This is a genomic window from Rhodospirillum centenum SW (assembly GCF_000016185.1).
Classification (GTDB): Bacteria; Pseudomonadota; Alphaproteobacteria; order Azospirillales; family Azospirillaceae; genus Rhodocista; species Rhodocista centena.
In genome coordinates, this window is sequence record NC_011420.2 from 901,971 (window position 1) to 926,315 (window position 24,345).

General features: G+C 70.6%; 19 protein-coding genes. 11 read left to right on the forward strand and 8 right to left on the reverse strand.

Annotated features, from left to right (window positions below; genetic code table 11):
- Nucleotides 1-72: 72 nt before the first annotated feature.
- The gene (locus RC1_RS04085) at nt 73-306 is read right to left on the reverse strand and encodes an anti-sigma factor family protein (RefSeq protein ID WP_041785123.1); all 234 of its coding nucleotides are present in this window, start codon (nt 304-306) and stop codon (nt 73-75) included.
- A gap of 183 nt (nt 307-489) precedes the next feature.
- Here RC1_RS04085 and RC1_RS04090 point away from each other — a divergent pair, with 183 nt between their 5' ends.
- Nucleotides 490-1,341: an SDR family oxidoreductase gene (locus RC1_RS04090; protein WP_202795585.1), complete on the forward strand. Its 852-nt coding sequence runs from the start codon at nt 490-492 to the stop codon at nt 1,339-1,341.
- Nucleotides 1,342-1,397: 56 nt separating this feature from the next.
- Here the strand turns inward: RC1_RS04090 and RC1_RS04095 are convergent, their stop codons facing one another.
- On the reverse strand, nt 1,398-1,871 hold the full coding sequence (locus RC1_RS04095; protein WP_012566082.1) for a sigma-70 family RNA polymerase sigma factor: 474 nt from the start codon (nt 1,869-1,871) through the stop codon (nt 1,398-1,400).
- 697 nt (nt 1,872-2,568) lie between these two features.
- Between RC1_RS04095 and RC1_RS04100 the strand changes: the two genes are divergently transcribed.
- The gene (locus RC1_RS04100; protein ID WP_012566084.1) at nt 2,569-5,145 is read left to right on the forward strand and encodes a glycogen/starch/alpha-glucan phosphorylase; all 2,577 of its coding nucleotides are present in this window, start codon (nt 2,569-2,571) and stop codon (nt 5,143-5,145) included.
- A gap of 55 nt (nt 5,146-5,200) precedes the next feature.
- Here the strand turns inward: RC1_RS04100 and RC1_RS04105 are convergent, their stop codons facing one another.
- The gene (locus tag RC1_RS04105; protein ID WP_012566085.1) at nt 5,201-6,652 is read right to left on the reverse strand and encodes a metal-dependent hydrolase family protein; all 1,452 of its coding nucleotides are present in this window, start codon (nt 6,650-6,652) and stop codon (nt 5,201-5,203) included.
- A gap of 121 nt (nt 6,653-6,773) precedes the next feature.
- On the reverse strand, nt 6,774-7,172 hold the full coding sequence (locus RC1_RS19860; protein WP_012566086.1) for a nuclear transport factor 2 family protein: 399 nt from the start codon (nt 7,170-7,172) through the stop codon (nt 6,774-6,776).
- Between the two features lie 433 nt (nt 7,173-7,605).
- Here RC1_RS19860 and RC1_RS04115 point away from each other — a divergent pair, with 433 nt between their 5' ends.
- From RC1_RS04115 to RC1_RS21935, 4 genes are all read left to right on the forward strand, one after another.
- On the forward strand, nt 7,606-9,183 hold the full coding sequence (locus tag RC1_RS04115) for a DEAD/DEAH box helicase (RefSeq protein ID WP_184446263.1): 1,578 nt from the start codon (nt 7,606-7,608) through the stop codon (nt 9,181-9,183).
- 174 nt (nt 9,184-9,357) lie between these two features.
- Nucleotides 9,358-10,974 (forward strand): peptide chain release factor 3, encoded by a 1,617-nt coding sequence (locus RC1_RS04120; protein ID WP_012566089.1) that lies wholly within the window; start codon nt 9,358-9,360, stop codon nt 10,972-10,974.
- 197 nt (nt 10,975-11,171) lie between these two features.
- Nucleotides 11,172-11,480: a hypothetical protein gene (locus tag RC1_RS21345; protein WP_049766641.1), complete on the forward strand. Its 309-nt coding sequence runs from the start codon at nt 11,172-11,174 to the stop codon at nt 11,478-11,480.
- Nucleotides 11,481-11,500: 20 nt separating this feature from the next.
- On the forward strand, nt 11,501-12,964 hold the full coding sequence (locus RC1_RS21935; RefSeq protein WP_012566092.1) for a methyl-accepting chemotaxis protein: 1,464 nt from the start codon (nt 11,501-11,503) through the stop codon (nt 12,962-12,964).
- 54 nt (nt 12,965-13,018) lie between these two features.
- Here the strand turns inward: RC1_RS21935 and RC1_RS04135 are convergent, their stop codons facing one another.
- The gene (locus RC1_RS04135; RefSeq protein WP_012566093.1) at nt 13,019-13,420 is read right to left on the reverse strand and encodes a hypothetical protein; all 402 of its coding nucleotides are present in this window, start codon (nt 13,418-13,420) and stop codon (nt 13,019-13,021) included.
- Between the two features lie 145 nt (nt 13,421-13,565).
- Between RC1_RS04135 and RC1_RS19865 the strand changes: the two genes are divergently transcribed.
- A complete protein-coding gene (locus RC1_RS19865) occupies nt 13,566-14,069 on the forward strand; it encodes a gamma-glutamylcyclotransferase family protein (protein ID WP_012566094.1) in 504 nt (167 codons plus the stop codon).
- Here RC1_RS19865 and RC1_RS04145 read toward each other — a convergent pair.
- From RC1_RS04145 to RC1_RS04155, 3 genes are read right to left on the reverse strand one after another with little or no spacing between them, the layout of a single operon-like run.
- Nucleotides 14,055-14,984 (reverse strand): transglutaminase family protein, encoded by a 930-nt coding sequence (locus tag RC1_RS04145; protein WP_012566095.1) that lies wholly within the window; start codon nt 14,982-14,984, stop codon nt 14,055-14,057. The genes RC1_RS19865 and RC1_RS04145 overlap by 15 nt on opposite strands.
- Nucleotides 14,974-17,544, reverse strand: a complete 2,571-nt coding sequence (locus tag RC1_RS04150; protein ID WP_234703828.1) for a circularly permuted type 2 ATP-grasp protein — start codon at nt 17,542-17,544, stop codon at nt 14,974-14,976. The genes RC1_RS04145 and RC1_RS04150 overlap by 11 nt, the downstream gene beginning before the upstream one ends.
- On the reverse strand, nt 17,537-20,881 hold the full coding sequence (locus RC1_RS04155) for a transglutaminase family protein (protein ID WP_012566097.1): 3,345 nt from the start codon (nt 20,879-20,881) through the stop codon (nt 17,537-17,539). Before RC1_RS04155 ends, RC1_RS04150 begins: the two co-directional genes overlap by 8 nt.
- 384 nt (nt 20,882-21,265) lie before the next feature.
- Here RC1_RS04155 and RC1_RS04160 point away from each other — a divergent pair, with 384 nt between their 5' ends.
- The 4 genes from RC1_RS04160 to RC1_RS04175 are packed head-to-tail and all read left to right on the forward strand — an operon-like array spanning nt 21,266 to nt 24,318.
- Nucleotides 21,266-21,787 carry a flagellar basal body-associated FliL family protein gene (locus tag RC1_RS04160; protein ID WP_012566098.1) on the forward strand — a complete coding sequence of 174 codons (522 nt, stop codon included), beginning with the start codon at nt 21,266-21,268 and terminating at the stop codon, nt 21,785-21,787.
- Between the two features lie 22 nt (nt 21,788-21,809).
- Complete coding sequence (gene fliM, locus RC1_RS04165; RefSeq protein ID WP_012566099.1) at nt 21,810-22,898, forward strand: flagellar motor switch protein FliM; 1,089 nt, start codon at nt 21,810-21,812, stop codon at nt 22,896-22,898.
- A complete protein-coding gene (locus RC1_RS04170) occupies nt 22,895-23,491 on the forward strand; it encodes a DUF6468 domain-containing protein (protein WP_012566100.1) in 597 nt (198 codons plus the stop codon). Before fliM ends, RC1_RS04170 begins: the two co-directional genes overlap by 4 nt.
- Nucleotides 23,488-24,318 (forward strand): MotE family protein, encoded by an 831-nt coding sequence (locus RC1_RS04175; RefSeq protein WP_012566101.1) that lies wholly within the window; start codon nt 23,488-23,490, stop codon nt 24,316-24,318. Before RC1_RS04170 ends, RC1_RS04175 begins: the two co-directional genes overlap by 4 nt.
- Nucleotides 24,319-24,345: the final 27 nt, after the last annotated feature.

The window sequence follows — 24,345 nt, forward strand, 5'->3', positions numbered from 1 at the left end:
GTGACTCCGGCGGACCGACGGCTGGGGAACGCACGGCTGCCACTGGACCGGAAAGCCGGCAGACAGGGGGCGTCACCCGTGCGCGGGACCACGACCACGCAGCAGCGCCAGCATGTTCGCCGGCACGGGCTCGTCCAGCACCGGATCGTACAGGCGGTGCAGTTCGTCCGCCTGCTGGCGATAGCGGTCCAGCAGACCGCGGGCGGTCGGATCATGTTCGATCGCCGCCTCGATCTCGCGCCGTTCATCCTCGCTGAGCGCGCCGTCGAGGTAGGCGTTGATGTCGGTCATGGTCAGTTTCTTCATCAACATCGTCCGGACCACCCTCTGCCGCTCTCCCGACGGATCAAGGCAGAAAATGTCGCCGCAGCGGCCAGACAGTCAACATCGGGATCAGGACCTTGTTCCCGGAACGGGGCGCTCCCGGCCCTGTTGAGGCGGAGACACGGTCAACGGAGAGGACCCATGCCCCCCGACCAGCAACGGGAAATGCCGCACGGTCAGCCGGCACAGCACCAGGAAAGGCAACCGGGGCGCGAGCACCGGATGACGCCCCGCCCGGTCTTCATCCGGGAGGAGTATCGCGGCAGCGGCAAGCTCACAGGCAAGGTCGCGCTCGTGACCGGCGGCGACAGCGGCATCGGCCGCGCCGTCGCCGTCCATTTCGCCCGCGAGGGGGCGGATGTCGCCATCGCCCATCTGGAGGAGGATCAGGACGCCGGGGAGACGAAGCGGCTGGTGGAGGCGGAAGGCAGGGAGTGCCTGACCTTCCGTGGCGATCTCGGAAACGAGAACACCTGCCGCGACCTCGCCGGGCAGGTCATGGACCGTTTCGGCCGGCTGGACGTGCTGGTCAACAACGCGGCCGAACAGCATGTCTGCGAAAGCCTGGCGGACATCTCCGCCGAACAGCTCGAACGCACCTTCCGCACCAACATCTTCGCCCAGTTCTATCTGACGAAGGCGTGCCTGCCGCACCTGCGCAAGGGGGCCGCGGTCATCTGCACCACCTCCGTCACCGCCTATCGCGGCAATCCCAAGTTGCTGGACTATTCCGCGACCAAGGGCGCCATCGTCACCTTCGTGCGCTCGCTGGCGGCCCAGCTCGCGCCCGAAGGCATCCGCGTCAACGGCGTCGCGCCGGGGCCGATCTGGACCCCGCTGATCCCGGCCACCTTCCCGGAGGAGAAGGTGGAGCAGTTCGGCGGCGATGAACCCCTGGGCCGGCCCGGGCAGCCGGCGGACGTGGCGCCGTCCTACGTCTTCCTGGCCTCGGCCGACAGCGCCTACATCAGCGGCCAGGTGCTGCATCCCAACGGGGGCGAGCCGGTGGAGAGCTGAACCGCCGGCGGGAGGCCCGTTCCGGGCCTCCCGCCGTCCCGACCGCGCTCCCGCCGTCAGGCCGCCATCATGGTGTTCAGCCGTTCGCGCGCCCGGCACAGGCGGGAGCGGATGGTGCCGATGGAGACGTTCAGCTTCTCCGCCGCCTCCTGATAGGGCCGGCCCTCGATGGCGACCAGCTTCACCACCTTGCGCTGGCACGGGGTCAGGGTCCGGAAGGCGCGGTCCACGTCGCGGCAGACCAGCCGCGAGAGCTGCGTCGCCTCCACCGAGGCGGCATGGTCCCACAGCTCCACCTTCGTCATGTGCTTTTCGCGCTGAAGATTGTTGAAGTGCAGGTTCTTGAGCATCGTCGTCAGCCAGGCCTGCATGTTCGTTCCGGGCTCGAACCGGTGTGACCGGGAGAGCGCCCGGGCGATGCAGTCCTGCGTCAGATCCTCCGCGGCATTGGCATCGCGCGTCAGCTTGCAGGCGTATCGATGCAGGGCCGGAATGCAGCTCACCAGCTCATCGGTGAAGGAGTATGCCATCGTTTGGCTCCGTCTTTTCGATCGTCGTGGTGGCGTCGCGGTCGAAGATCCGTTGCGCGTCCGGCACGGACCGCCGGTGGTCGCGGCTTCCCGGTCGCGGCCGCGCCTGCGGCCGTCGTCGGGAGGTGTCGCAATTTCCGGTGGTGTCGCCCGGGGGTGTCGGGCGTCAGGAAACCTCGCGGCCCGGACGGTCATGCCGTCGCGCTGCCGCCGGGGCGGTATGTGACAAGAAGGAAATCACAGGGGCTCTTCCGGCCTTGGGTGACATTGTTGCCTCCCGGTCACTTCGGTCCGCGCAGACGGAACCTCGCAGGTCTCAGAAGTGCTACGGCGCTTGGCGTCGTCGGCAGGGTAACGGGAGGCGGTCGGCGATGTTCCGTTCCCGTTACAAGAATCGGCGTCAGTGTCTTGAAATTCCGTAAGTTCCTTAGTTAATCCTCCGGAAGGCGAGCGGGGCGCCGGACTCCCCCGGGCGAACGGTCGGGGTTTATCGGAAGGAGCGGCAGGGCGGCGCTCCCAGGACCCGAATTCTGTTGCCAACGGACCGGGACCGGTGCGCAATGGGGTATCGGTGGCCTGCTGGCTGTTCGGTCAATGGAGCTTTAACCATATCGTCGCCAAGCATAGTTCTGCTGCTCCGCGCACCATGATGTCGCGGCCGGTGGTACAGACTGCTGACAAGGAAGAGTCGACGCCCATGGATGTTCGAACCAAGCCGCGCGAGATCGGTCGCAAATCTCTGGATGTCGAGGCGCTGAAGCGCTCCTTCGTTGAATGGCTTGTCTATTCGGTCGGAAAGGATCTGCGCTCCGCGACACGGAGGGACTGGTTCGCCACGGCCGCTCTGGCCGTGCGGGACCGCGTCGTCGATCGCTGGATGGACACCACCCGCGCCGTCTACGCCCAGGATGCCAAGCGGGTCTACTATCTGAGCATGGAGTTCCTGGTCGGCCGCCTGCTGACCAACAGCCTCGCCAACCTCGGCATCATGGATGCCTGCCGGGTGGCGGCCGACGGCATCGGCGTGCGTCTGGACGATGTGATCGAGGTGGAGCCGGACCCGGCCCTGGGCAACGGCGGCCTCGGCCGGCTCGCGGCCTGTTTCCTGGACAGCATGGCGACGCATCACCTGCCGGGCTTCGGGTACGGCATCCGCTATGAATACGGCCTGTTCGAGCAGCGCTTCGAGCATGGCTGGCAGGTCGAGTACCCGGACAACTGGCTGCGCTTCGGCAACCCCTGGGAGTTCCCGCGGCCGGAGGTGCTCTACCCGATCCAGTTCTACGGCCGGGTGGAGGAGGTGCGCGACGGCAGCGGCCGCAAATCCTATCGCTGGGCCGACACCGAAAAGGTCTTCGCCATGGCGTTCGACACGCCGGTGGTGGGCTTCGGCGGGCAGACCATCAACACGCTGCGCCTGTGGTCCGCCCGCGCGACCAGCGACTTCAACTTCGGCCACTTCAACGAGGGCGACTATCTGAAGGCGGTCGAGCAGAAGGTGCTGTCGGAGAACCTGTCGCGGGTGCTCTACCCCAACGACGCGACGGAGGTGGGGCGCGAGCTGCGCTTCAAGCAGGAGTACTTCTTCACCAGCGCCTCCATCCAGGACGTGCTGCGCCGCTACGGCCAGTATCACAGCAGCTTCGACCAGTTGCCGGAGAAGGCGGCGATCCAGCTCAACGACACGCATCCGGCCATCGGCATCGCCGAACTGATGCGCCTGCTGGTGGACCAGCACGGGCTGGAGTGGGAGCACGCCTGGGACATCACCACCCGCACCTTCAGCTACACCAACCACACCCTGCTGCCGGAGGCGCTGGAGGCGTGGCCCGTGCGGCTGGTGGAGCGGGTGCTGCCGCGGCACATGCAGATCATCTACGAGGTCAATGCCCGCTTCCTGCAACGGGCCAAGCGGTCCACGGGCGATCTGGCCCGCATCCAGCGCCTGTCCCTGATCGACGAGCACGGCGACCGCCGTGTGCGCATGGGCAACATGGCCTTCCTGGGCAGCCACAAGGTCAACGGCGTTTCGGCCCTGCACACGGACCTGATGAAGCAGACCGTGTTCGCAGACCTCCACCAGGAGTTCCCCGACCGCATCGTCAACAAGACCAACGGCATCACGCCCCGGCGCTGGCTGCATCAGGCGAATCCGCCCCTGGCCAGGCTGATCAGCAGCCGCATCGGGCAGAGCTGGATCACCGACCTGGAACTGCTGGCCGATCTCAAGCCCAAGGCAGACGACGAGACCTTCCAGGAGGAGTTCCGCCGGGCCAAGCGCCAGAACAAGAAGCGGCTGGCCGCCTACATCGCCCGCCATGTCCAGGTGGACGTGAACGTGGACAGCCTGTTCGACGTGCAGGTCAAGCGCATCCACGAATACAAGCGCCAGCTCCTCAACCTTCTCCAGACGGTGGCGCTCTACAACGACATCCGGGACAACCCGACGAAGGAATGGGTGCCCGTCACCAAGATCTTCGCCGGCAAGGCGGCGCCCAGCTACCAGATGGCGAAGCTGATCATCAAACTGATCAACGACGTCGCCACCGTCATCAACCAGGACCCCGTGGTGCGCGGCGCGCTCAAGGTGGTGATGCTGCCCAACTACAACGTCACCCAGGCGGAGGTGATCATGCCCGCCGCCGACCTGTCGGAGCAGATCTCCACGGCGGGGATGGAGGCGTCGGGCACCGGCAACATGAAGCTGGCGCTGAACGGTGCGCTGACCATCGGCACGCTGGACGGCGCCAATGTCGAGATCCGCGAGCATGTCGGGGCGGACAACATCTTCATCTTCGGCCTGACGGCGGACGAAGTGCGCGAACTGCGCCAGGGCGGGGCCTTCCACCCGCGCGAGGTGATCGCCACCAACCCGCGGCTGAAGCGGGCCCTGGACATGATCGCTTCCGGCGTCTTCTCGCCCGACGATCCGCAACGGTTCCGGCCGATCGTGGAGAGCCTCTACAACACCGACCACTTCCTGGTGACGGCGGACTTCGAGGAGTACTGCAACACCCACGCCGCCGCCGTGGAGCTGTACCGCGACCGTACCGGGTGGACTCGCCGGGCGATCCTGAACACCGCCTCGGTGGGCTGGTTCTCCGCCGACCGCACGGTCAAGGAGTATGCGAGCGAGATCTGGGGCGTGACGCCGGTGCTGCCCGGCAGCGCCGAGCCGGCGGAAGCTGCGCCCCCCCTTCCGGATGCTTCCCGGGAAGGCGGTTCCCGGGGGGACGCCCCCAAGGATGGCGGGGATCTGGAGGCAGCGGAGTAGGGCCTGCGGTCCGGCGCGCCTGCCGCCGCGGACAGGCGCGCCGTTTCCGCCCCGCTCAGCCCTTCGGTTCGAACGGGGTGCGGCGGCCTTCCATCTTGTGGATGGTGCCGCGGCGCATGACGAAGTCCACTGATTCCAGCACCGTCACGGCGTCCAGCGGGCTGCCGGACACGGCGATGATGTCGGCATCCTTGCCGGGCTCCAGGCTGCCGGCGCGGTCGGCGATGCCCAGCAGGTCCGCAGCGTTCACCGTTGCCGCCCGGATGGCGTCCATCGGGGACAGGCCGGCATCCACCATCAGCTTGAACTCCTGCGCATTGATGCCGTGGGCGCTGACGCCGCTGTCGGTGCCGAAGGCGATCTTCACCTCGGCCTTGGCGGCGCGGGCGAAGTTGCGCTGCATCATCGGCCCCACGGTCAGGGCCTTGCGCTTGACGGCCGGCGACATGGCGCCGGGCCGGTTCGCCATGTCCACCACCGTCTTGCCGGCCAGCAGGGTGGGCACCAGATAGGCGCCGGTCTGGCGGAACAGCTTGATCGATTCATCGTCCAGGTAGCTGCCGTGCTCCACGCTGTCCACGCCGGCGCGCAGGGCGGCGTTGATGCCGTCGGCCGCGTGGGCATGGGCGGCGACCTTGCGTCCCATCATGTGCGCCGTCTCCACGATGGAGCGCAGCTCGTCGTCGAACATCTGCTGGCCGGTGCCGGCGGCGATCTGGCTCAGCACGCCGCCGGTGGCGGACAGCTTGATCAGGTCGGCCCCGCGCCGCACCTGCTCGCGCACGGCCTGGCGGCAGGCATCGCCACCGTCGCAGACATTGAGACGGCTGTCGGACAGGGCCTCCGTGACCCTCTCGTTGAAGCCGTTGATGTCGCCGTGCCCGGCGGTGACGGCCAGCCCCTGGCCGGCGACCAGCAGGGTGGGGCCGCGCACCTTGCCGGCGGCGATGGCGTCGCGCAGGGCCACGCCCGTGCGGGCGCTGGAGCCGACATCGCGCACGGTGGTGAAGCCGGCCATCAGGGTACGCTCGGCGAACACCGTGCCGTCCAGGATCGACCGCTCCGGGTCGTCGGTGACGCTGCGGAGCTGGCTGTCCGGTCCCAGCTCGAAGATGATGTGGACATGGCTGTCGATCAGCCCGGGCAGGACGAAGGCATCGCGCAGGTCCACCACCTGCGCATCGGGCGCCTGGATGTCCGCCGGCTGCGCGAATCCGGCGCGGATCTCAGCCACCTTGCCGTCGCGCACGACGATGGTCTGCTGCGTCGCCGGCTTCTCCCCCGGCACGGCCAGCAGGGTGCCGGCATGGATCAGGGTCACCGGCCCCGGCGGGGCGGGGCTGGCCGGTGCGGTCTGCGCCGCGGCAGGGGCCGTGCCGGCGAGGGCGAACAGCCCGGCCAGCGCCGCACCGGCCAGCAGCCGGCGGGCGGACCGGCGCGGGCCGGTGGACGGGAAGGCGGCGGGTGAGGGAACGGCGGAAGGATCGGCGGACATGACAGTGGACATGGAAGCTCCCTGGTCGTTGCTGCCGCCCGGCAGCCCTCTTCGCGGGGGCCTGTCCTGCGTCCGGGCGGGGCGGGTATTCTGGCCGTCCCGTGGCGGGACGGGAAGGGCACCCGCGGACTCCCTAATACCGCTCCGCCAGATGGATACGGTCACCCGGCGGGCTGGCGGATTCGGCGAAGGTCTCCACGGCCTCCGCGATCAGGCCGTCGCGCAGCCGGTAGAAGCCGCTGCACAGCAGGACCGCCCGGCCCGTCGTGATGCGGACCCGGGCCGCCGCGCGGTCGCCGCTGGCGACCACCTCCCCGAGCTGGACCCGCCGCTCGCCCGCCTCGCGGCGGTTGAGCGCGACGAAGGCGTCGGCCCCCCGGATTCGCTCCCGCGTCTGCGGCCATTCCACCACCAGTTCCTCGGCCACCAGCCGGCGCACGGTGTCCCAGTGGCGGGCGGCCATGCCCTCCCACAGCGCCGTCACCACGGCGCCGGCATCGGCTCCCGGCGCGTCCCCCCTCGGCCTGGGCATCCCCGTTCTCCGCATGTCTCCGGTTTCAGGTGTCCGATTGTACCCGTTTTGTTCTCATCGGCAACCGCGTTGCGCGGGCTGCCTGCGCCCCGCGACATGCAGCCCTGCGCGGCCCGACCCTGCGCGGTATGCGGAAAACACTGGAATCCTCCGCCGGCTTGGTCCATATGAAGCCGTCACCGAGTGGCTGAGGGGCCCCGGCGCCGTTCCGTTTTCGCAACCGGCGCCACCGCATCGCCCCGTCGAGATTTTCGGGTCGTGCCTGTCCGCCGCCACCGTGCGGCGTGTCCCTCGCTCTCCGAACAAGCCGAGCCGCTCTTTGCGCAATCGCGGCGCACCTGTCCGGTAGGATCCGGCCGGGCGCCGTCCTGCGCCGTCGCATCCGGACCCTTGGTCCGGGTGGGGTGGCGCTTGTTCGAAAGGTATGGTTGACGTGACTGGTTCCGTTTCCTTTTCCGATCTCGGTCTGCTTCCCCATCTCCTGAAGGCCGTGGAGGAGCTTGGCTTCACCACGCCGACGCCGATCCAGCAGCAGGCGCTGCCGGCGGCACTGACCGGCCGCGACGTTGTCGCCTCCGCCAACACCGGCACCGGCAAGACCGCGGCCTTCGTGCTGCCGTCCCTGCAGCGCATCGCCACCACCGCCCGGGCCGAGGCGGCCTGGGGCCCGCGCGTCCTGGTCCTGACCCCGACCCGCGAACTGGCCTCGCAGGTGCTGGAGAGCGTGCGCAACCTCTCCAAGTTCGGCCGCATCCAGACCGGCACGATCCTGGGCGGCATGCCCTACCGGCAGCAGCTTGAGATGCTGCGCCGGCGCGTGGACCTGATCGTCGCCACCCCCGGCCGCCTGATGGACCACATGGAGCGCGGCCGGCTGGACCTGTCGGGCGTGGAGGTCCTGGTGCTGGACGAGGCCGACCGGATGCTCGACATGGGCTTCCGCGAGGCCGTGGAGTTCATCGCCGCCGCCTGCCCGGCGGAGCGGCAGACCCTGCTGTTCACCGCCACGCTGGACCGCACGGCGGAACGGCTGGCCCAGACCCTGACCCGCGACCCGGTGCGCATCGACGTGGCCGGCAAGGCTGTCGTCACCGCCCAGGTGGAGCAGCGCTGGCTGCGCGCCGACGGGCTGGAGCACAAGCACAGGCTGCTTGAGACCCTGCTGGGCGGGGAAGAGTTCGGCAAGGGCATCGTCTTCATCGCCACCAAGCTGGATGCCGACCGGCTGGCCGACACCCTGTCGGAGAAGGGCCACAAGGCGATGCCGCTGCACGGCGACATGCAGCAGCGCGACCGCAACCGCGTCGTCCAGTGGCTGCGCGACGGCCGCATCAACGTGATCGTGGCGACCGACGTGGCCGCCCGCGGCATCGACATCGCCGATCTGACCCATGTCATCAACTTCGACCTGCCGAAGCAGGCCGAGGATTATGTCCACCGCATCGGCCGCACCGGCCGGGCGGGGGCCAGCGGCGTCAGCTACAGCCTGTTCACCCGCATGGAGTGGCGGCAGGTCCGCGCCATCGAGGCCTACACCAACAAGGCGGCCGACATGCATGTCCTGCCGGGCCTGGAGCCGATGCCGGAGCCGGAGCGTCGGCCGGGCGGCTTCAACAAGGGCCGGCCGGGTGGTGGCAAGCCGGGCTTCAAGGGTCGCGGCTTCGGCGGCGGCAATGGCGGGGGGGGCGGCTACCGCGGCAACCGCCCCTGGGGCGAGCGCCGGGACGGCGAGCGGTCCTTCGGGGACCGTCCGTTCGGGGATCGCCCGCAGGGTGACCGTCCGCACGGTGACCGCCCGCATGCCGATCGGCCCCACGGCGAGCGCTCCTTCGGGGATCGTCCCCACGGCGACCGTCCCCAGGGCGAGCGGTTCCGCAACGACCGGCCGCGGGGCGACCGGCCGCATGGCGAGCACCGTCCCCACGGGGAGCGCGGCCACAGCGAGCGTCCGGCCCGGAGCTTCCGCCAGGATGCCGGCTCGGCTCCGATGAGCCGTCGCCGTCCGGCCTGACGCATGAGTCCGGGGGGCGGCCTGTACCGCCCCCTTGGCCGCCCTATCGCCGCCGGCCGGCGGTGCGGGTCCGGATTTCCGGCGTCCCGGCTTTCCGGGGCTTCGAATTTCCGGGCGCATCGGCTAGATCACTGCGCGGTATCCGCGCCATGAGAACCGACCCAGAGCGTCCCCATGCCCGCCAACATCCTTGAGGAAGAGGTCCGCAAGCGCCGCACGTTCGCGATCATCGCGCACCCGGACGCCGGCAAGACCACCCTGACCGAGAAGCTGCTGCTGTTCGGCGGCGCCATCCAGATGGCGGGCGCCGTGAAGGCGCGCGGCGAACAGCGGCGCGCGCGCTCGGACTGGATGAAGGTGGAGCGGGAGCGCGGCATCTCCGTCACCGCCTCGGTGATGAACTTCGACTATGCCGGCCGCACCTTCAACCTGGTGGACACGCCGGGCCACGAGGACTTCTCCGAGGACACCTACCGGACGCTGACGGCCGTGGACAGCGCGGTCATGGTGATCGACGCCGCCAAGGGCATCGAGAGCCAGACCCGCAAGCTGTTCGAGGTCTGCCGCCTGCGCGACGTGCCCATCGCCACCTTCGTCAACAAGATGGACCGGGAGGCGCGCGATCCGTTCGAACTGATGGACGAGATCGAGAGCGATCTCCAGCTTGAGGTGACGCCTGCCTCCTGGCCGATCGGCTCGGGTTCGGAGTTCAAGGGCTGCTACGACCTGATCCGCGACCGGCTGATCCTGATGGACCGGCGGCAGGGTGACGTCGCTTCCGAAGGCATCGTCTGCACGGGCGTGGACGATCCCCGGATCGACGAGCTGGTCCCCGCGGATCTGGCGGCGAAGCTGCGCGAGGACGTGGAGATGATCCGCGGCCTCTGCCCGCCCTTCGATCTGGAGACCTACCGCGCCGGGCATCAGACCCCGGTCTTCTTCGGCTCCGCCATCAACAATTTCGGTGTGCGCGAGCTGCTGCTGGGGCTGGCCGAGTACGCGCCGCCGCCGCGGCCGCAGAAGGCCGACGGCCGCGCCGTCGAGCCGGTGGAGGGGAAGGTCACCGGCTTCGTCTTCAAGGTCCAGGCCAACATGGACCCCAACCACCGCGACCGCATCGCCTTCTTCCGCCTCTGCTCGGGCCATTTCCGGCGCGGCACGAAGCTCAAGCACATGCGCTCGGGCAAGCTGCTGGCGGTGAACAACGCCGTGCTGTTCCTGGCCCGCGACCGCGAACTGGCCGAGGACGCCTTTCCCGGCGACATCATCGGCATTCCCAACCACGGCACGCTGCGCATCGGCGACACCCTGACCGAGGGGGAGGAGCTGCGCTACACCGGCGTGCCCAGCTTCGCGCCCGAACTGTTGCAGCGCGTGCGCCTGGACGATCCCATGAAGGTGAAGCACCTGCGCAAGGCGCTGGAGCATTTCGCGGAGGAGGGGGCGTCCCAGGTCTTCAAACCGCTGGTCGGGGCGGACTGGGTGGTCGGTGTCGTCGGTCCGCTCCAGTTCGAGGTGCTGGCTGCCCGGCTGGAGGCGGAATACGACCTGAAGGCCCGGTTCGAGACGGCCGGCTACGACAGCGCCCGCTGGGTCGAATGCGACGATCCGGTGAAGCTGAAGTCCTTCGTGGACAGCCGCCGCGCCGATCTGGCCGAGGATCATGACGGGGCGCTGGTCTATCTTGCCCGCAACGGCTGGCAGCTCAACCGGGCGCAGGAGGATTTCCCCGAGATCCGTTTCATGAAGACCCGGGAACAGAACCGTCTTGTTACCACCCAGGCGGCATGATCTTTCCCATCGCCGTTTCAAAGCGTACCCGCCCCCGGATCGGATGATCCGGGGGTTTTTATTAGGGAAATCTCAATAGAACCGGCAGACCATGCTCCTATCCATTCGGGTAGGCGTGGTGCCGCTTTCCTTTTGCAGGGGCGATGTCATTTCAGCCCGGATGCTCGAAACCAGCACCGGACTCCGGCCCCGCGATCGTGCGCACCTTCCTCCCCGCCCTGGCACTTCTTCTCTGCACCTGGCCCGCGGTCGCTCTCGTGTCGGCGGGACCTGCCCCCGGCGCGGCAGAGGTTGCGGTCGTCTTCAGCCCGTGGAGCACGGCCGCGAGCCGGTTCGCGGCGCTGGAGGCGGCGGACGCCGTGCCGGTCCGCGCCGGGGGCGCCTCCTTCATCTGGGTGGTGCGCTCCGACCGGCCCGGGCTGACCGTCCGGCTGCACGCGGCCGGCCTTCTTCTTCTGCTGGACCCGATCGCCGCCGGCGGATGCCGGGCGACGGAGCAATCTTGACCCGAGGGATGGGACGCCTGATGGCCACCGACAACGAGTTTCTCCGGCTCCGCCGGATCGGCAACCGCCTCTTCGCGGGCGCGCTCTGGGCGCATCTGCCGGTCCTGATGCTGGTCGGCTGGCTGAACGGCACCGGCGGCTGGGGGCATGAGGCGCTGGCCGCCCTGATCGCCGCCGCGGTGACCCTCAGCCTGTGGCTCGACCGCGACGGGGAGGCGACCAGCTTCATGGTTGCCGTCGGCATGGTGGGCATGGTGGCGCTTCTGGTGGCGAAGGCGGCCGGTCCCTGGCAGATCGACCTGCACATGTACTTCTTCGCCGTCTTCGCCATGCTGGCCGTCTACTGCGACTGGCGGGTGATCCTGGTGGCGGCGGCGGTCACGGCGGTCCACCACCTGACCCTGAACTTCGTGATGCCCTACGCCGTCTTCCCCGACGGTGCCCGGTTCTCCCGCGTTCTGCTGCATGCCCTGATCGTGGTGCTGGAATGCGGCATGCTGATCTGGGTGACCCGGACGTTGCGCCGGCTGCTGCATCAGTCCGACGAGGCCGTCGCCAAGGCCCAGGAGAACACCCGTCGCATGGCCGAACTGTCCAGCCGGCAGGCCGAGGCTGACGCCCGCGCCAGCCAGGAGCGGCGCACGGCTCTCGCCAGCGTCGGCAGCCGCTTCCAGACGGAGGTCGGCGGGCTGATCGACCAGGTGGCCGGGGCGGCCCAGGGCATGCGGGACAGCGCCACCGCCATGGGTGATCTCGTGCGCCGGACCGGCTCCCGCACGGAGGCCGTCTCGCAGTCGGCCGGTCAGGCTGCCGCCGGCGTGGAGAGCGTTGCCGCCGCGGCCGAGCAGCTCGCCGCCACCATCCGCGAGCTGACCGCCCGCGTCGCGGAGAGCAGCCGCATGGCGGAGGTCGCCACGGCCGATGCCCGCCGCACCAACCGGACCGTGGCCGGCCTGAACGATGCCGCCAGCCGCATCGGGGAGGTGGTGAACCTGATCGGCTCCATCGCCTCGCAGACGAACCTGCTGGCGCTGAACGCCACGATCGAGGCGGCCCGGGCCGGGGAGGCGGGCAAGGGCTTCGCGGTGGTGGCCGGCGAGGTCAAGAGCCTTGCCAACCAGACCTCCCGCGCGACGGAGGAGATCACCCAGCAGATCGCCGCCATCCAGGCCGTGGCGACGGAAGCCGCCACCGCCATCGGCCAGATCAGCGGCACCATGGACCGGCTGAACGAGATCGCGGCCGGCGTCGCCGCCGCGGTCGAGCAGCAGGACGCGGCAACGCGGGAGATCGCCCGCAACGTCACCGACGCCTCCAACGGCACCCGCGCCGTGTCCGCCACCATCTCCGAGGTGGCAGCCGCGGCGCGGGATACCGGCGGGCATGTCGGGCAGGTCGTCGGTGCCGCCGGCGAACTGGCCGACGAGGTGGCCCAGCTCCGCGCCGCCGTCGCCGCCTTCGTCGATCGCCTCAAGGCGGCGTGAGGCGGCGACCGCCTCAAGGCGGCGTAAGGCTGCGGCGTCGGACGCGGAGGCCCGTCAGTAGGTCAGTTCCAGCGTGCCGTTGTCGTTCTCCCCGCCATAGGTGCCGTCGGCCAGCGGGTAAATATCGGCCTGTGGCACGTTGAGCTGCTGGATCAGATAGGCATAGGCCGCGCTGACGCCGTTGGCTGGGTTCTCCCAGAAGGCGATCTGGCCGATCACCTTGATCTGCTGCCAGGCGCCGACCGCGGCCACCACCTGGTCGGCGGCGGCATTGTCGAAGAGCGACCTGTCCGGCGCCGAGATGGAGAGGTGGACGCCCGTCACCTGCCCGTTGCGCAGCGACAGCACCCCGATGCAGGAGCTGAAGCCGGTGAACATCACCTGTCGCGGATCGGAGGCGTACTCCCGTTCCGCGATGGCCTGGGCATTCGCCCCCGGTGCCAGAACATAGGGCATGCGTCGCTCCCTCGGTCGGTTGTGGGGTGGGTTTGTACCTTCCGGATAACACAACCGATAGATCGTATCAATCATATAGCTTTCCGGGACTGCGCAGACGGGCGCCTCTTCCCCGGCGGAGGCAGCACCTGCTACCTTTCCCGTCATGCTGCTCTTCGCCTTCGGGACCCTGATGGATGCGGACGTGCGTGCGCTCGTGCTCGGGCGCGCGAGCCCGGATGCGGAGGCACGTCCGGCCATCCTGCCGGACCACCGGCGCCTGCGCGTGGCGGGGGAGGTCTATCCGGCGGTCGTTCCCGATCCGGGCGGGGCGGTGGCGGGCCTGCTGCTGCCGCTGCGCTCCCCCCACGAGCGGGAGCGGGTGCAGTATTTCGAGGGGCTGCACCAGATCCTGCGCGGCCACACGGTGCGCTGCCGGCGCGACGGTCCGGTCACCGCCCTGGTCTGTGCCAGCGCCGACACGGTGCAGGTCGGGACGGAGCCGTGGTCGTTCGCGGCGTGGCGGGCGCGGCACAAGGCCGTCTATCTGTCGGCGACGGCGGCCTACATGGCGGGGTTCGGCAGGGTCGGGGTGCGCGAGGCGCTCGCCGGCTGGGCCGGGGCCTTCGCAGCGGTGCCGCCGGGCGGATCGGCGTCAGCCGGCGGCTGACAGCGGCTCCACCCGCACCTCCACCGTCAGCGTGTGCATCCCGCCGCCCAGGATGACGCCGCGCAGCGGGCAGACATCGTCGTAGTCGCGGCCCCAGCCCAGCGTGACATGGTCCAGCCCGGCGGTGACATCGTTCGTCGGGTCCAGGTCCAGCCAGCCGTCAGCGGTTCCGCACCAGGCCTGCACCCAGGCATGGCCCGCCGCCGCCCCGCGCCAGGAGGCTGCCCCCTGCGGCGGCTCGGTGCGCAGATAGCCGCTGACATAGCGGGCCGGCAGCCCAAGGGCGCGCAGGGCGCCGATCATCAGATGGGCGAAGTCCTGGCAGACGCCGCGGCGCTGCGCCAGCACCTCCCGTACCGGCGTGCTGACCGTCGTCGCCGTCGGGTCGAAGGCGAAGTCGGCGTTGATCCGGTGCATCAGGTCCAGGCAGGCCAGGGCCACGGGCCGGGCCTCCGGGAAGCTCGGCAGGGCGAAGCCGGCCAGCGCCTCGTCCGGGGCCGGCACGCGCGGGCTGGCGTAGAGGTACTCCGCCGTCTCCGGCAGGTCGGGGGCGGCGTCGCGCACCGCCTCCCAGGCCGGGGTCAGGGCCGGGTCGGACAGGGCGGGGGCGCGCACCTCCACCTCCAGCTCGGCGGTGACGGTCAGGTCCCGGTGCGGCGTCTGCACGGCGGCATAGGTCACCGGGTTGCCGAACCAGTCCAGCCGGTCCACGGCCACGGCCGGCTGTGGCGCCAGGACCAGGGCCGCGCCCTGCACCGTCTGCCGCGGATGCGGCCGTGGGGCCAGATGCGCCAGGAGCTGGGAGGAGGTCACCGGCTCGCCATAGGCGTAGCGGGTGACGTGCCGGCAGCGGTAGCGCACGGCAGCGGCAGGGACGGCGTCCGGGGCGGGAATGGCGGGCGCGTCAGGTGGCACGGGCGAAGGCATGGCTGAAATAGGCCTGGGAGATCAGGTCGGAGATCTGGGGCAGGACGGTGTCCAGCCGCTCCACCAGATGCAGCAGCACGGCCGGGTCGCGGCCGGTATCCTCGCGCATCGCCTGGAACAGCAGGTCGTGCAGCAGGCCCAGCGCCGTCTCCACCGGCGGCCGGGCCTCCTGCTCCGTCTCCGTGCGGGGCAGGGAGACGAGCTGTGCCGCCACGGCGTCGAGCTGGTAGAGCAGCGAGCGGGGGTGGTCGGACTCCGCCAGCAGCAGCGACAGGGCCGGCGCCGTCCGCAGTCCGGCGGGGAAGCGGGCACGGTACTCCCCGCCCGACGCGGCCAGCTCCAGCAGCACGGCCAGGGCCGGGTGCGGGGCCGTGCTTCCGCTCAGGAGCCCGGTGCCGCGCAGCCCCGCGGCGATGCCGATCGCCCGCTCCAGCCGGCGGCCCAGCACCAGGAAGCGCCAGCCGGGGCTGCGCACCATGCCGTCCTGCTCCAGCCCGGCCAGCGCCGCCATCGCCGTCGCCAGATCGTCCAGCCGCAGCATCGCGGCGGCCAGCCCGCCGCCGGGAGCGTCGGCCGTCAGCGCGTCGAGCTGCGCCAGCACCCGCGACAGTTCCGGCGGCAGCCGGTCGCGCACGCCGACGGCGGCCCGGCGCAGCCGGTCCAGGGCCGCGCGCAGCCCGCCGGGGTTGGCCGGGTCGAAGGCGATCTCGATGGACTGGCGGATGCCGCGGGCGCTGTCCGCCGGCGGCAGGGCGGCGATCGCCGTCGGCACCAGCCCGATCCAGCCCATCAGGCGCAGCAGCGGCAGCAGCTCCTCCGTGGCGCCGGGCCGGTCCTCCTCCACCAGCCGGGCCGCCGCGGCGCGCAGCACGCGCACCCGCGCGTCGGCCCGCTCGGCATAGCGGCCCAGCCAGAACAGATGGTCGGCGGCGCGGCTGGGCAGGCTGCCGGAGACGGGGACGGGTTCCCGCTGCCCGGCCTCCGGCACCTGGTTCCGGCGGCGGCCTCCCGTATCCGGACCGGAGCCGACGACCCAGGCGTCCTTGGCGCCGGCGCCCTCCTGCAAGGAGACGGACGGGTGCCGGGGATCGGCGGAGATGCGCACCAGCCCGCCGCGCATCACGGTCCAGCCCGATCCGGTGGCGCAGGCGAAGACGCGCAGCACCAGCGGCTGCGCCTCCACCGTGCCGTCGCGCCAGACCGGCGCGGTCGAAGGCGGGGCGATGGCCTGTCCGACCCAGCGGACGGGGCCGGCCTCGATACGGCCGGCCAGCGCCGCGCGCCGGGTCCGGTCCAGTTCGCTGCCCAGCACCGGCCGGCCGGGCAGGGCGGAGAAGGCGGGGCGGAGCGACAGCCGGTCCAGCGTCGCCAGCATCTCGCGGCGCTGCCCCGGCTCCCCGGCCCAGAGCGTCGGCACGTCCGGCAGGCAGAGGTCCTCGCCCAGCAGGTGCCGGCACAGAGCCGGCATCCAGGGGATCAGGGCGGGGCTGTCCGTCAGGCCCGATCCCAGGGCGTTGGCCACGGCCACGCTGCCGGCCCGCACCGCCTCCAGCAGTCCCGGCACGCCCAGCGCGCTGTCGGCCCGCAGTTCCAGCGGATCGCAGAAGCCGTCGTCCACCCGGCGCAGGATCACGTCCACCCGCTCCAGCCCGGACAGGGTCTTCAGGTAGACGGCCTGGTCGCGCACCGTCAGGTCCGCGCCTTCCGCCAGGGTCAGACCCAGATGGCGGGCCAGATAGGCATGCTCGAAATAGGCTTCGTTCAGGGGGCCGGGGGTCAGCAGCACGGCCCGCGGCGTCCCGTCGGGACCGGAGGCGCGCGGGGCGATCCGCACCAGCGTGTCGCGCAGCGCCTCGAAGAAGGGGGCCAGCCGGTCCACGTTGCAGGCGCGGAAGACATCCGGCAGCGTCTGGCTCAGGATGACCCGGTTCTCCAGCGCATAGCCGGCCCCGGTCGGGGACTGGGTGCGGCTGGCCAGCACGCGCCAGACGCCGTCGCCACCGCGCACCAGATCGGCGGCGTAGAGCACCAGCCGCACCCCGCCGGGCGGCTCCACCCCGTGGCAGGCGCGCAGGAAGCCGGGATCGGCGTGCAGCAGGGCGGCCGGGATGACGCCGCCGCGCACCAGCGACTGGCCGCCGTAGAGATCGGCCAGCACGGTCTCCAGCAGGCGGGCGCGCTGCATCACGCCGTCGGCGATGGCGCGCCACTCCTCCGCCGGCAGCAGCAGCGGGATCGGGTCCAGCGGCCAGGGCCGCTCGTGTCCCTGGGCGTCGCCACCGTCGCCGTACAGGTTGTAGGTCACCCCGTTCTGGAACAGCAGCCGCCGCGCTGCCTCCCAGCGTTGCGCCATCACCTCCGGCGCGAACGGGCCGTGCGCGGAGAAGAAGCCCTGCCAGTGCGGACGCAGCCGGCCCGTGCCGGTGACCATCTCGTCCCAGACGGTGCCGGCACCGTAGCCCGGCGCGTCCGCCTCCCCGAACAGGGAGGGCTGCGCCTCCGGGCGGGAGACGGCGACCTGGGGCAGCATCGCGGCGGGATCAGCCAAGGCGGAGATCCAGCGTCAGGGGGAAATCGGGATTGGGCGTCCCGGCAGGAACGCTCATCGGCCCCGGCGTGTGCCCGAACGGGAAGAATCTCGCCAGCCGACGGCCCTCCGCCTCGTTGGCGTTGACCGGGAAGGTGGTGAAGTTGCGTCCCCCCGGATGCGCCACATGGTAGGTGCAGCCGCCGATCGACCGGCCCGTCCAGGTGTCCAGGATATCGAAGACCAGGGGCGCATGCACCCCGATCGTCGGGTGCAGGCAGTTGGGCGGCTGCCAGGCGCGGAAGCGCACGCCGGCCACGGCCTCGCCCTCCGTGCCGGTGGGGCGCAGCGGCACCCGGCGGCCGTTGCAGGCGACGGCGTAGCGCTCGCCGGGGGCTCCGGTCAGGCGCACCTGCACCCGCTCCAGCGAGCTGTCCACATAGCGCACGGTGCCGCCACCACCCGGTTCCTCGCCCAGGACGTGCCAGGGTTCCAGCGCCGTGCGCAGTTCCAGCGTCAGGCCGCGGTGGCTGACCTGCCCGATCACCGGGAAGCGGAAGGTGGTGTGCGGCGCGAACCAGGACTCCTCGAAGCCGTAGCCTGCGGCGCGCAGGTCGGCCACCACGTCCTGCATGTCCTGGATCACGAAATGCGGCAGCATCCAGCGGTCGTTCAGCTCCGTGCCCCAGCGCACCAGCCGGGCCCGCCAGGGCTCGCGCCAGAACCAGCCGATCAACGCGCGCAGCAGCAACTGCTGCACGAGGCTCATCTGCGCGTGCGGCGGCATCTCGAAGCTGCGCAGCTCCAGCAGGCCCAGCCGGCCGGTCGCGCTGTCCGGCGAATAGAGCTTGTCGATGCAGAATTCGGTGCGATGGGTATTGCCCTGCACGTCCACCAGCAGGTGCCGCAGCGCCCGGTCCACCAGCCAGGGCGGGCAGTCCGGCCCGGCCCCGTCCAGCACGCCGAAGGCGATCTCCAGTTCATACAGGCTGTCGTGCCGGGCCTCGTCCACCCGCGGGTGCTGGCTGGTCGGCCCGATGAACAGGCCGGAGAACAGGTAGGACAGGGCGGGGTGGTTCTGCCAGTAGGTCAGCAGCGAGCGCAGCAGGTCCGGCCGGCGCAGGAACGGGCTGTCCGCCGGCGTCGCCCCGCCCACGACGATGTGGTTGCCGCCGCCGGTGCCGACATGCCGGCCGTCCAGCGCGAACTTCTCCGTGCCCAGCCGGCTCTGCCGCGCATCCTCGTAGAGCGCCGTCGTGGTCCGGGCCAGCTCGTCCCAGTCGTGGGCGGGATGGATGTTGACCTCGATCACGCCGGGGTCCGGCGTCACGGCGATGCCGTTCAGGCGCGGGTCCTTCGGCGGCGGATAGCCTTCCAGCACCACCGGCAGGTCCAGTGCCACCGCCGTCGCCTCGACGGCGGCCAGCAGCTCGACCCAGTCCTCCAGGACGCCGGTGGGCGGCAGGAAGACGTAGAGGCGCCCGTCGCGCGGCTCCACGCACAGGGCCGTCCGCACCACCCACCAGGCGCTCTCGCCCCGGTCCGGGATGCGGTCCTCCGAAGCGCGCGCGCCGTCGCGCACGTCGGCCATGCGGATGGGGCCGCCGCGGTGGACGGGCTCCGTCCGGCCCTTCAGCTCGGCGCGCTGAGCCAGATCGGCGTGCGCGGGCAGGGGGGCGCGGTCGTCGAACGGGTCCTGCTCCCAGGACCAGGGGCGGTCGTCGGGGGCCACCCAGGGCAGGCTGCCCAGCGGCAGCCGGTAGCCCACGGGGCTGTCGCCGGGCACCAGGAACAGCCGGTCGCTGCGCGTCGGCCACGGGCTGGACAGCCAGACCGGGCCGTGCGCCTCATGCCGGCGGTTCAGCGGCAGGGCGAAGCCGATGGGGGTGTCGAGGCCGCGCTCGAACACCCGCGCCAGCCGCGCCCGCTCCTCCGGGTCGTCCAGGCGGGAGTCGGTGGGATCGACATTCACCGGAAGTGCCCGCTCCTGGCGGAGATGGTGCCAGGGGTCCTCGTAGGTCGCCCGCGCGTAGTCCACCGGGACGCCCAGCCGTGCGGCCAGCGCCGCCATGAACCGCTCGGCCTCGGCAAGGCCGAAACCGTAGTCGCGGCGCTCGTCGGCCTGGTACTCGGCGTGGGTCCACAGCGCATCGCCGTCGCGCCGCCACCAGAGATGCAGGGCCCAGCGCGGCAGGCTTTCGCCCGGATACCACTTGCCCTGGCCGAAATGCAGCACGCCGCCGGGGCCGAAGCGGGTCTTCAGCCGGCGGATCAGGTCGCCGCCCAGCAGCCGCTTCGTCGGCCCCTGCGCCGCCACCGTCCATTCCGCCCCGTCCATGTCGTCGATGGCGACGAAGGTCGGTTCCCCGCCCATGGTCAGGCGCACGTCGCCATCGGCCAGGTCGCGGTCGATGCGGCGGCCCAGCGCGTCGATGGCGGCCCACTGCTCGGGTGCATAGGGTCTGGTGACCCGCGGCTGCTCGCGGATGCGGGTCACCTGCATGTGGTGCTCGAACGACACCTCGCAGGCGTCCAGCCCTCCGGCGACGGGTGCCGCGCTGGCCGGGTCGGGCGTCGCCGCCAGCGGGATGTGCCCTTCGCCCGCCAGCAGGCCGGAGGTCGGGTCCAGCCCGATCCAGCCGGCGCCGGGCAGGTAGACTTCGGTCCAGGCGTGCAGGTCGGTGAAGTCGGCCGACGGCCCCTCCGGCCCTTCCAGCGGCTTCACGTCGGGGGTGAGCTGGATCAGGTAGCCGGAGACGAAACGGGCGGCCAGCCCCAGGTGCCGCAGCACCTGCACCAGCAGCCAGGCGCTGTCGCGGCAGGAGCCCTTGCCCCGCGCAAGCGTCTCCTCACAGTTCTGCACCCCCGGTTCCAGCCGGATGACGTAGCGGATCGCCTCCTGCAGCCGCTGGTTCAGCCCGACCAGGAAGCCCACGGTCGGCTGGCTCGCCCGGTCGATGGTGGCGAGCAGCCGCGTCAGCAGCGGCCCCGGCTCTTCCGTCTCCAGGAAGGGGCGCAGCTCCCGGTGCAGCCACGGCTCGTAGACGAAGGGGAAGCGCTCGGCCTGCGGCTCCAGGAAGAAGTCGAACGGGTTGATGGCCGCCATGTCGGCCACGAGGTCCACCTCCAGCGTGAACTCGGTCGTCTTCTCCGGGAAGACGAAGCGCGCCAGCCAGTTCGACTGCGGGTCCTGCTGCCAGTTCAGGAAGTGCTGCTTCGGCGTGACCTTCAGCGAGTAGGAGAGGATCGGCGTGCGGCAGTGCGGCGCCGGGCGCAGCCGCACGATCTGCGGCCCCAGGGAAATCCGCCTGTCGTACCGGTAGACCGTCCGGTGGTTCAGCGCGACGTGGATTCCCATGCCCGTCCCCCTTGATGATCCAGCCCCTCGCGGGGACCCTGGGCCGGGAAAGCCTACCACCAACGGCGGGGGCGGTTAAGCTGCGATGCACAATGGCGGCGGAGTCGCCATGGCCGTCCCCGCACTGTAACGGTTCCGCTACCAATTCTCCTTATGCTGGTGCAGAGGGGGCCCGGGGGTGTCTGCGGGAAGGTGCCGGTGGCGCCCGGGGCGGACTCCCGCCTCATACTTCTTCGCAGCAGGGGCCTGGAAATTGTTGAAAGCCCTTGTTAACCACCCCATGATTAAAACGGATTACCGCGCGGGTGCGCGGTCTTTTGTGGTACGCGCTTTTACCCGGAGGCGGGGACGCGCGTATCGGGGCCAGGAGGGGACGAAGACGCCATGACGGCCATCGAAACGGATGGCGGCGGAACCGAACAGGAACTCCCGCGCAAGAAGCTCAGCGGCAAGAAGATCGTCCTTTTCATCGTGCTGCCGATCCTGGTGATCGGTGCCGCGGCTGCCGGCGTCGTCTTCTCCGGTATCCTGCACAAGGGGGACGAGGAACATGCCGAGGAGGAGGAGACGCATGCCGCTCCCCCCGCCGAGTGCAAGGGACCGCCGGCCTTCGTCGATTTCCCCGACGTCCTGGTCAACCTCAACACCAAGGAACGGCGCCCGCAGTTCCTGAAGCTCAACATCAAGCTGGAGTTGTGCTCGGCCCTGGACGTGCCGGCCGTGACCGCGGTGCTGCCGCGCATCACCGACACCTTCCAGGTCTATCTGCGTGAGTTGCGGGTGGACGACCTGAACGGGTCGGCCGGCGTCTACCGTCTGCGTGAAGAACTCCTGATGCGGGTCAATACCGCGGCCTACCCCACACGCGTGCAGGACGTGCTGATCCAGGAAATTCTGGTACAGTGATGCCGGGGGGCGAGGGGTAACCATGGCGGGTCCGGAGCTTAGCGAAGAAGAGCGTATGGCTGCCGAGTGGGCCGCCCTCGCGGACGAGGGCGGCGGGGGCGGTGGCGACGACAGCTTCGGCGAGATGGGCGGCGGGGGCGGGGCGACCCGCGTCCTGAACCAGGACGAGATCGACAGCCTGCTCGGCTTCGACCGGGACGGCGCCGGCGACGGCGACAATACCGGCGTCATGGCGCTGGTGAACTCGGCGCTCGTCAACTACGAACGCCTGCCCATGCTGGAGGTGGTGTTCGACCGCCTCGTGCGCATGATGTCCACCAGCCTGCGCAACTTCACCTCCGACAACGTGGAGGTGTCGCTGGACCAGATCAGCTCGGTGCGCTTCGGCGATTACCTGAACTCCATTCCGTTGCCCGCGATGCTGGCCGTGTTCAAGGCGGAGGAGTGGGACAATTACGGCCTGATGGTCATCGATTCGGCGCTGATCTACTCGATCGTGGACGTGCTGCTGGGCGGCCGGCGCGGCACCGCGGCGATGCGCATCGAGGGGCGGCCCTACACGACCATCGAGCGCAATCTGGTCGAGCGCATGGTCCATGTCGTGCTCTCCGACCTGTCGGCCGCCTTCGATCCGCTCTCGCCCGTCACCTTCCGCTTCGACCGGCTGGAGACCAATCCCCGCTTCGCCACCATCGCGCGCCAGGCCAACGCCGCCGTGCTGGTCAAGCTGCGCATCGACATGGAGGACCGCGGCGGCCGGCTGGAACTGCTGATCCCCTACGCGACGCTGGAGCCGGTGCGCGAGCTGCTGCTCCAGATGTTCATGGGCGAGAAATTCGGACGTGACAGCATCTGGGAGACGCACCTCGCCAGTGAGCTGTGGATGACCGACGTGCATCTTTCCGCCGTGCTCGACGAAATCACCCTGTCCCTCTACGACGTCCTGAACTGGCGCATCGGCAGCCGCGTGCTGCTGAACGTGGCCCCGGACGACACCATCGAACTGCGCTGCGGCGACGTTCCCATGTTCCTCGGCCGCATGGGCCGCAAGGGCGGCAACATCGCCGTGCGTATCGACCGCGAAGCCCCCAAGCCGGAGCAGCAGCCATGATGTCTGGCCTTCTTTCCCTGCTGCTGGACGTGGTCGTGATCGGGCTTCTGGTCGCCACCATCGTCTATGCCGTCCGCCTCAACCGCCAGCTCTCCGCCGTCAAGGACAGTCGGGCCGAGCTGGAGGGGCTGGTCAAGGGCTTTGCCGAGGCCACGGCCCAGGCCGACGCCAGCGTGCGCGGCATGCGCAAGGCCGCCGGCGAATCCGGCGAGCATCTCCAGTCCCTGCTGGACCGGGCCCAGACCCTGAAGGAGGAGCTGGAGATCATCGTGCAGGCGGCCGACGGGCTGGCCAACCGGCTGGAGGTGGCCTCGGGCCGCGCCCGTCAGGCCATCGCTCCCGCCACCATGCCGCCTGCCGCCGTCCGCCCCGCGCCGGCGCCGGCTCCTGTCGCCATGCCGCCGCGCCCGGCCCAGCCCCGGCCGCCGCAGGCCCGCCCGGTGCCGCCGCCGTCGGCTGCGGCGGATGAACCGATGCCCGCCCCGGCCATGCCGTCCGCCCCGGCCCCGGCCCCGGCTCCGGCCAGCGGCGCGGAACCGCGCTCCAAGGCGGAGCGTGAGCTGCTGCAGGCGCTGGAGAACATGCGGCAATGACCTCCGCCCCGCTCTCCCGCCGTTCCCCCCCTCCGCCGCCGGCGCGCGCCAAGGCCGCACCGCGCCGCGGGGGCAAGCCGGCCGCGGCGCCGAAGCCGCCGCCGCGCAGCCTGTTCGCGCGCTTCCGGCTGTTGCCGCTGACGATCTTTGCCGCGGTCCTGCTGCTGGGGGCGCGGGTCGTGGACATCTGGACCTCCGTCGCCTCCGGCACCGCCTTTCCGGAGATCGCGTCCTCCGTCGCCGATCCCGGCACGTCGGGCGGCCTGCCGCGGGAGACCCGCACCCAGGTGGCCGACGCCGGACAGGCGAAGCCGGCGGAGACGGCCGGGCAGGGCACGGCACAGCCGGCAGCCCCGGAGTCCGCCCCGCCGGCCGCCCCCGAGGCACCCTCTGCCCCGCCGGGCCAGACCTTCACGCCCTCGGAGCTGGAGATCCTCCAGCGCCTCCAGGACCGGCGCGAACAGCTCGACCAGCGTTCGCGCGACCTCGACCAGCGCGAGGCGCTGTTGCAGGTCGCGGAACGGCGCCTCGACCAGAAGATCGGCGAACTCCAGACCCTGCGCGGGGAGATCCAGGCCCTGCTGCGGACCGTGAACGAGGAGCAGCAGGCCCAGCTCGACAGCATCGTCAAGATCTACGAGACGATGAAGCCGAAGGAAGCCGCCGCCATCTTCGAGGCGCTGGACGATACCGTGCTGCTGAACGTGCTCAGCCGCATGAAGGAGACCAAGGCCGCACCGATCCTCGCCTCGATGGACCCCAAGCGGGCGCAGGAGGTGACGATCATGCTGGCCGACCGCAAGAAACTGCCGAGCCTGCCGGAGTGACCGCAAAATGCGTGCGCAGGTTCCCGT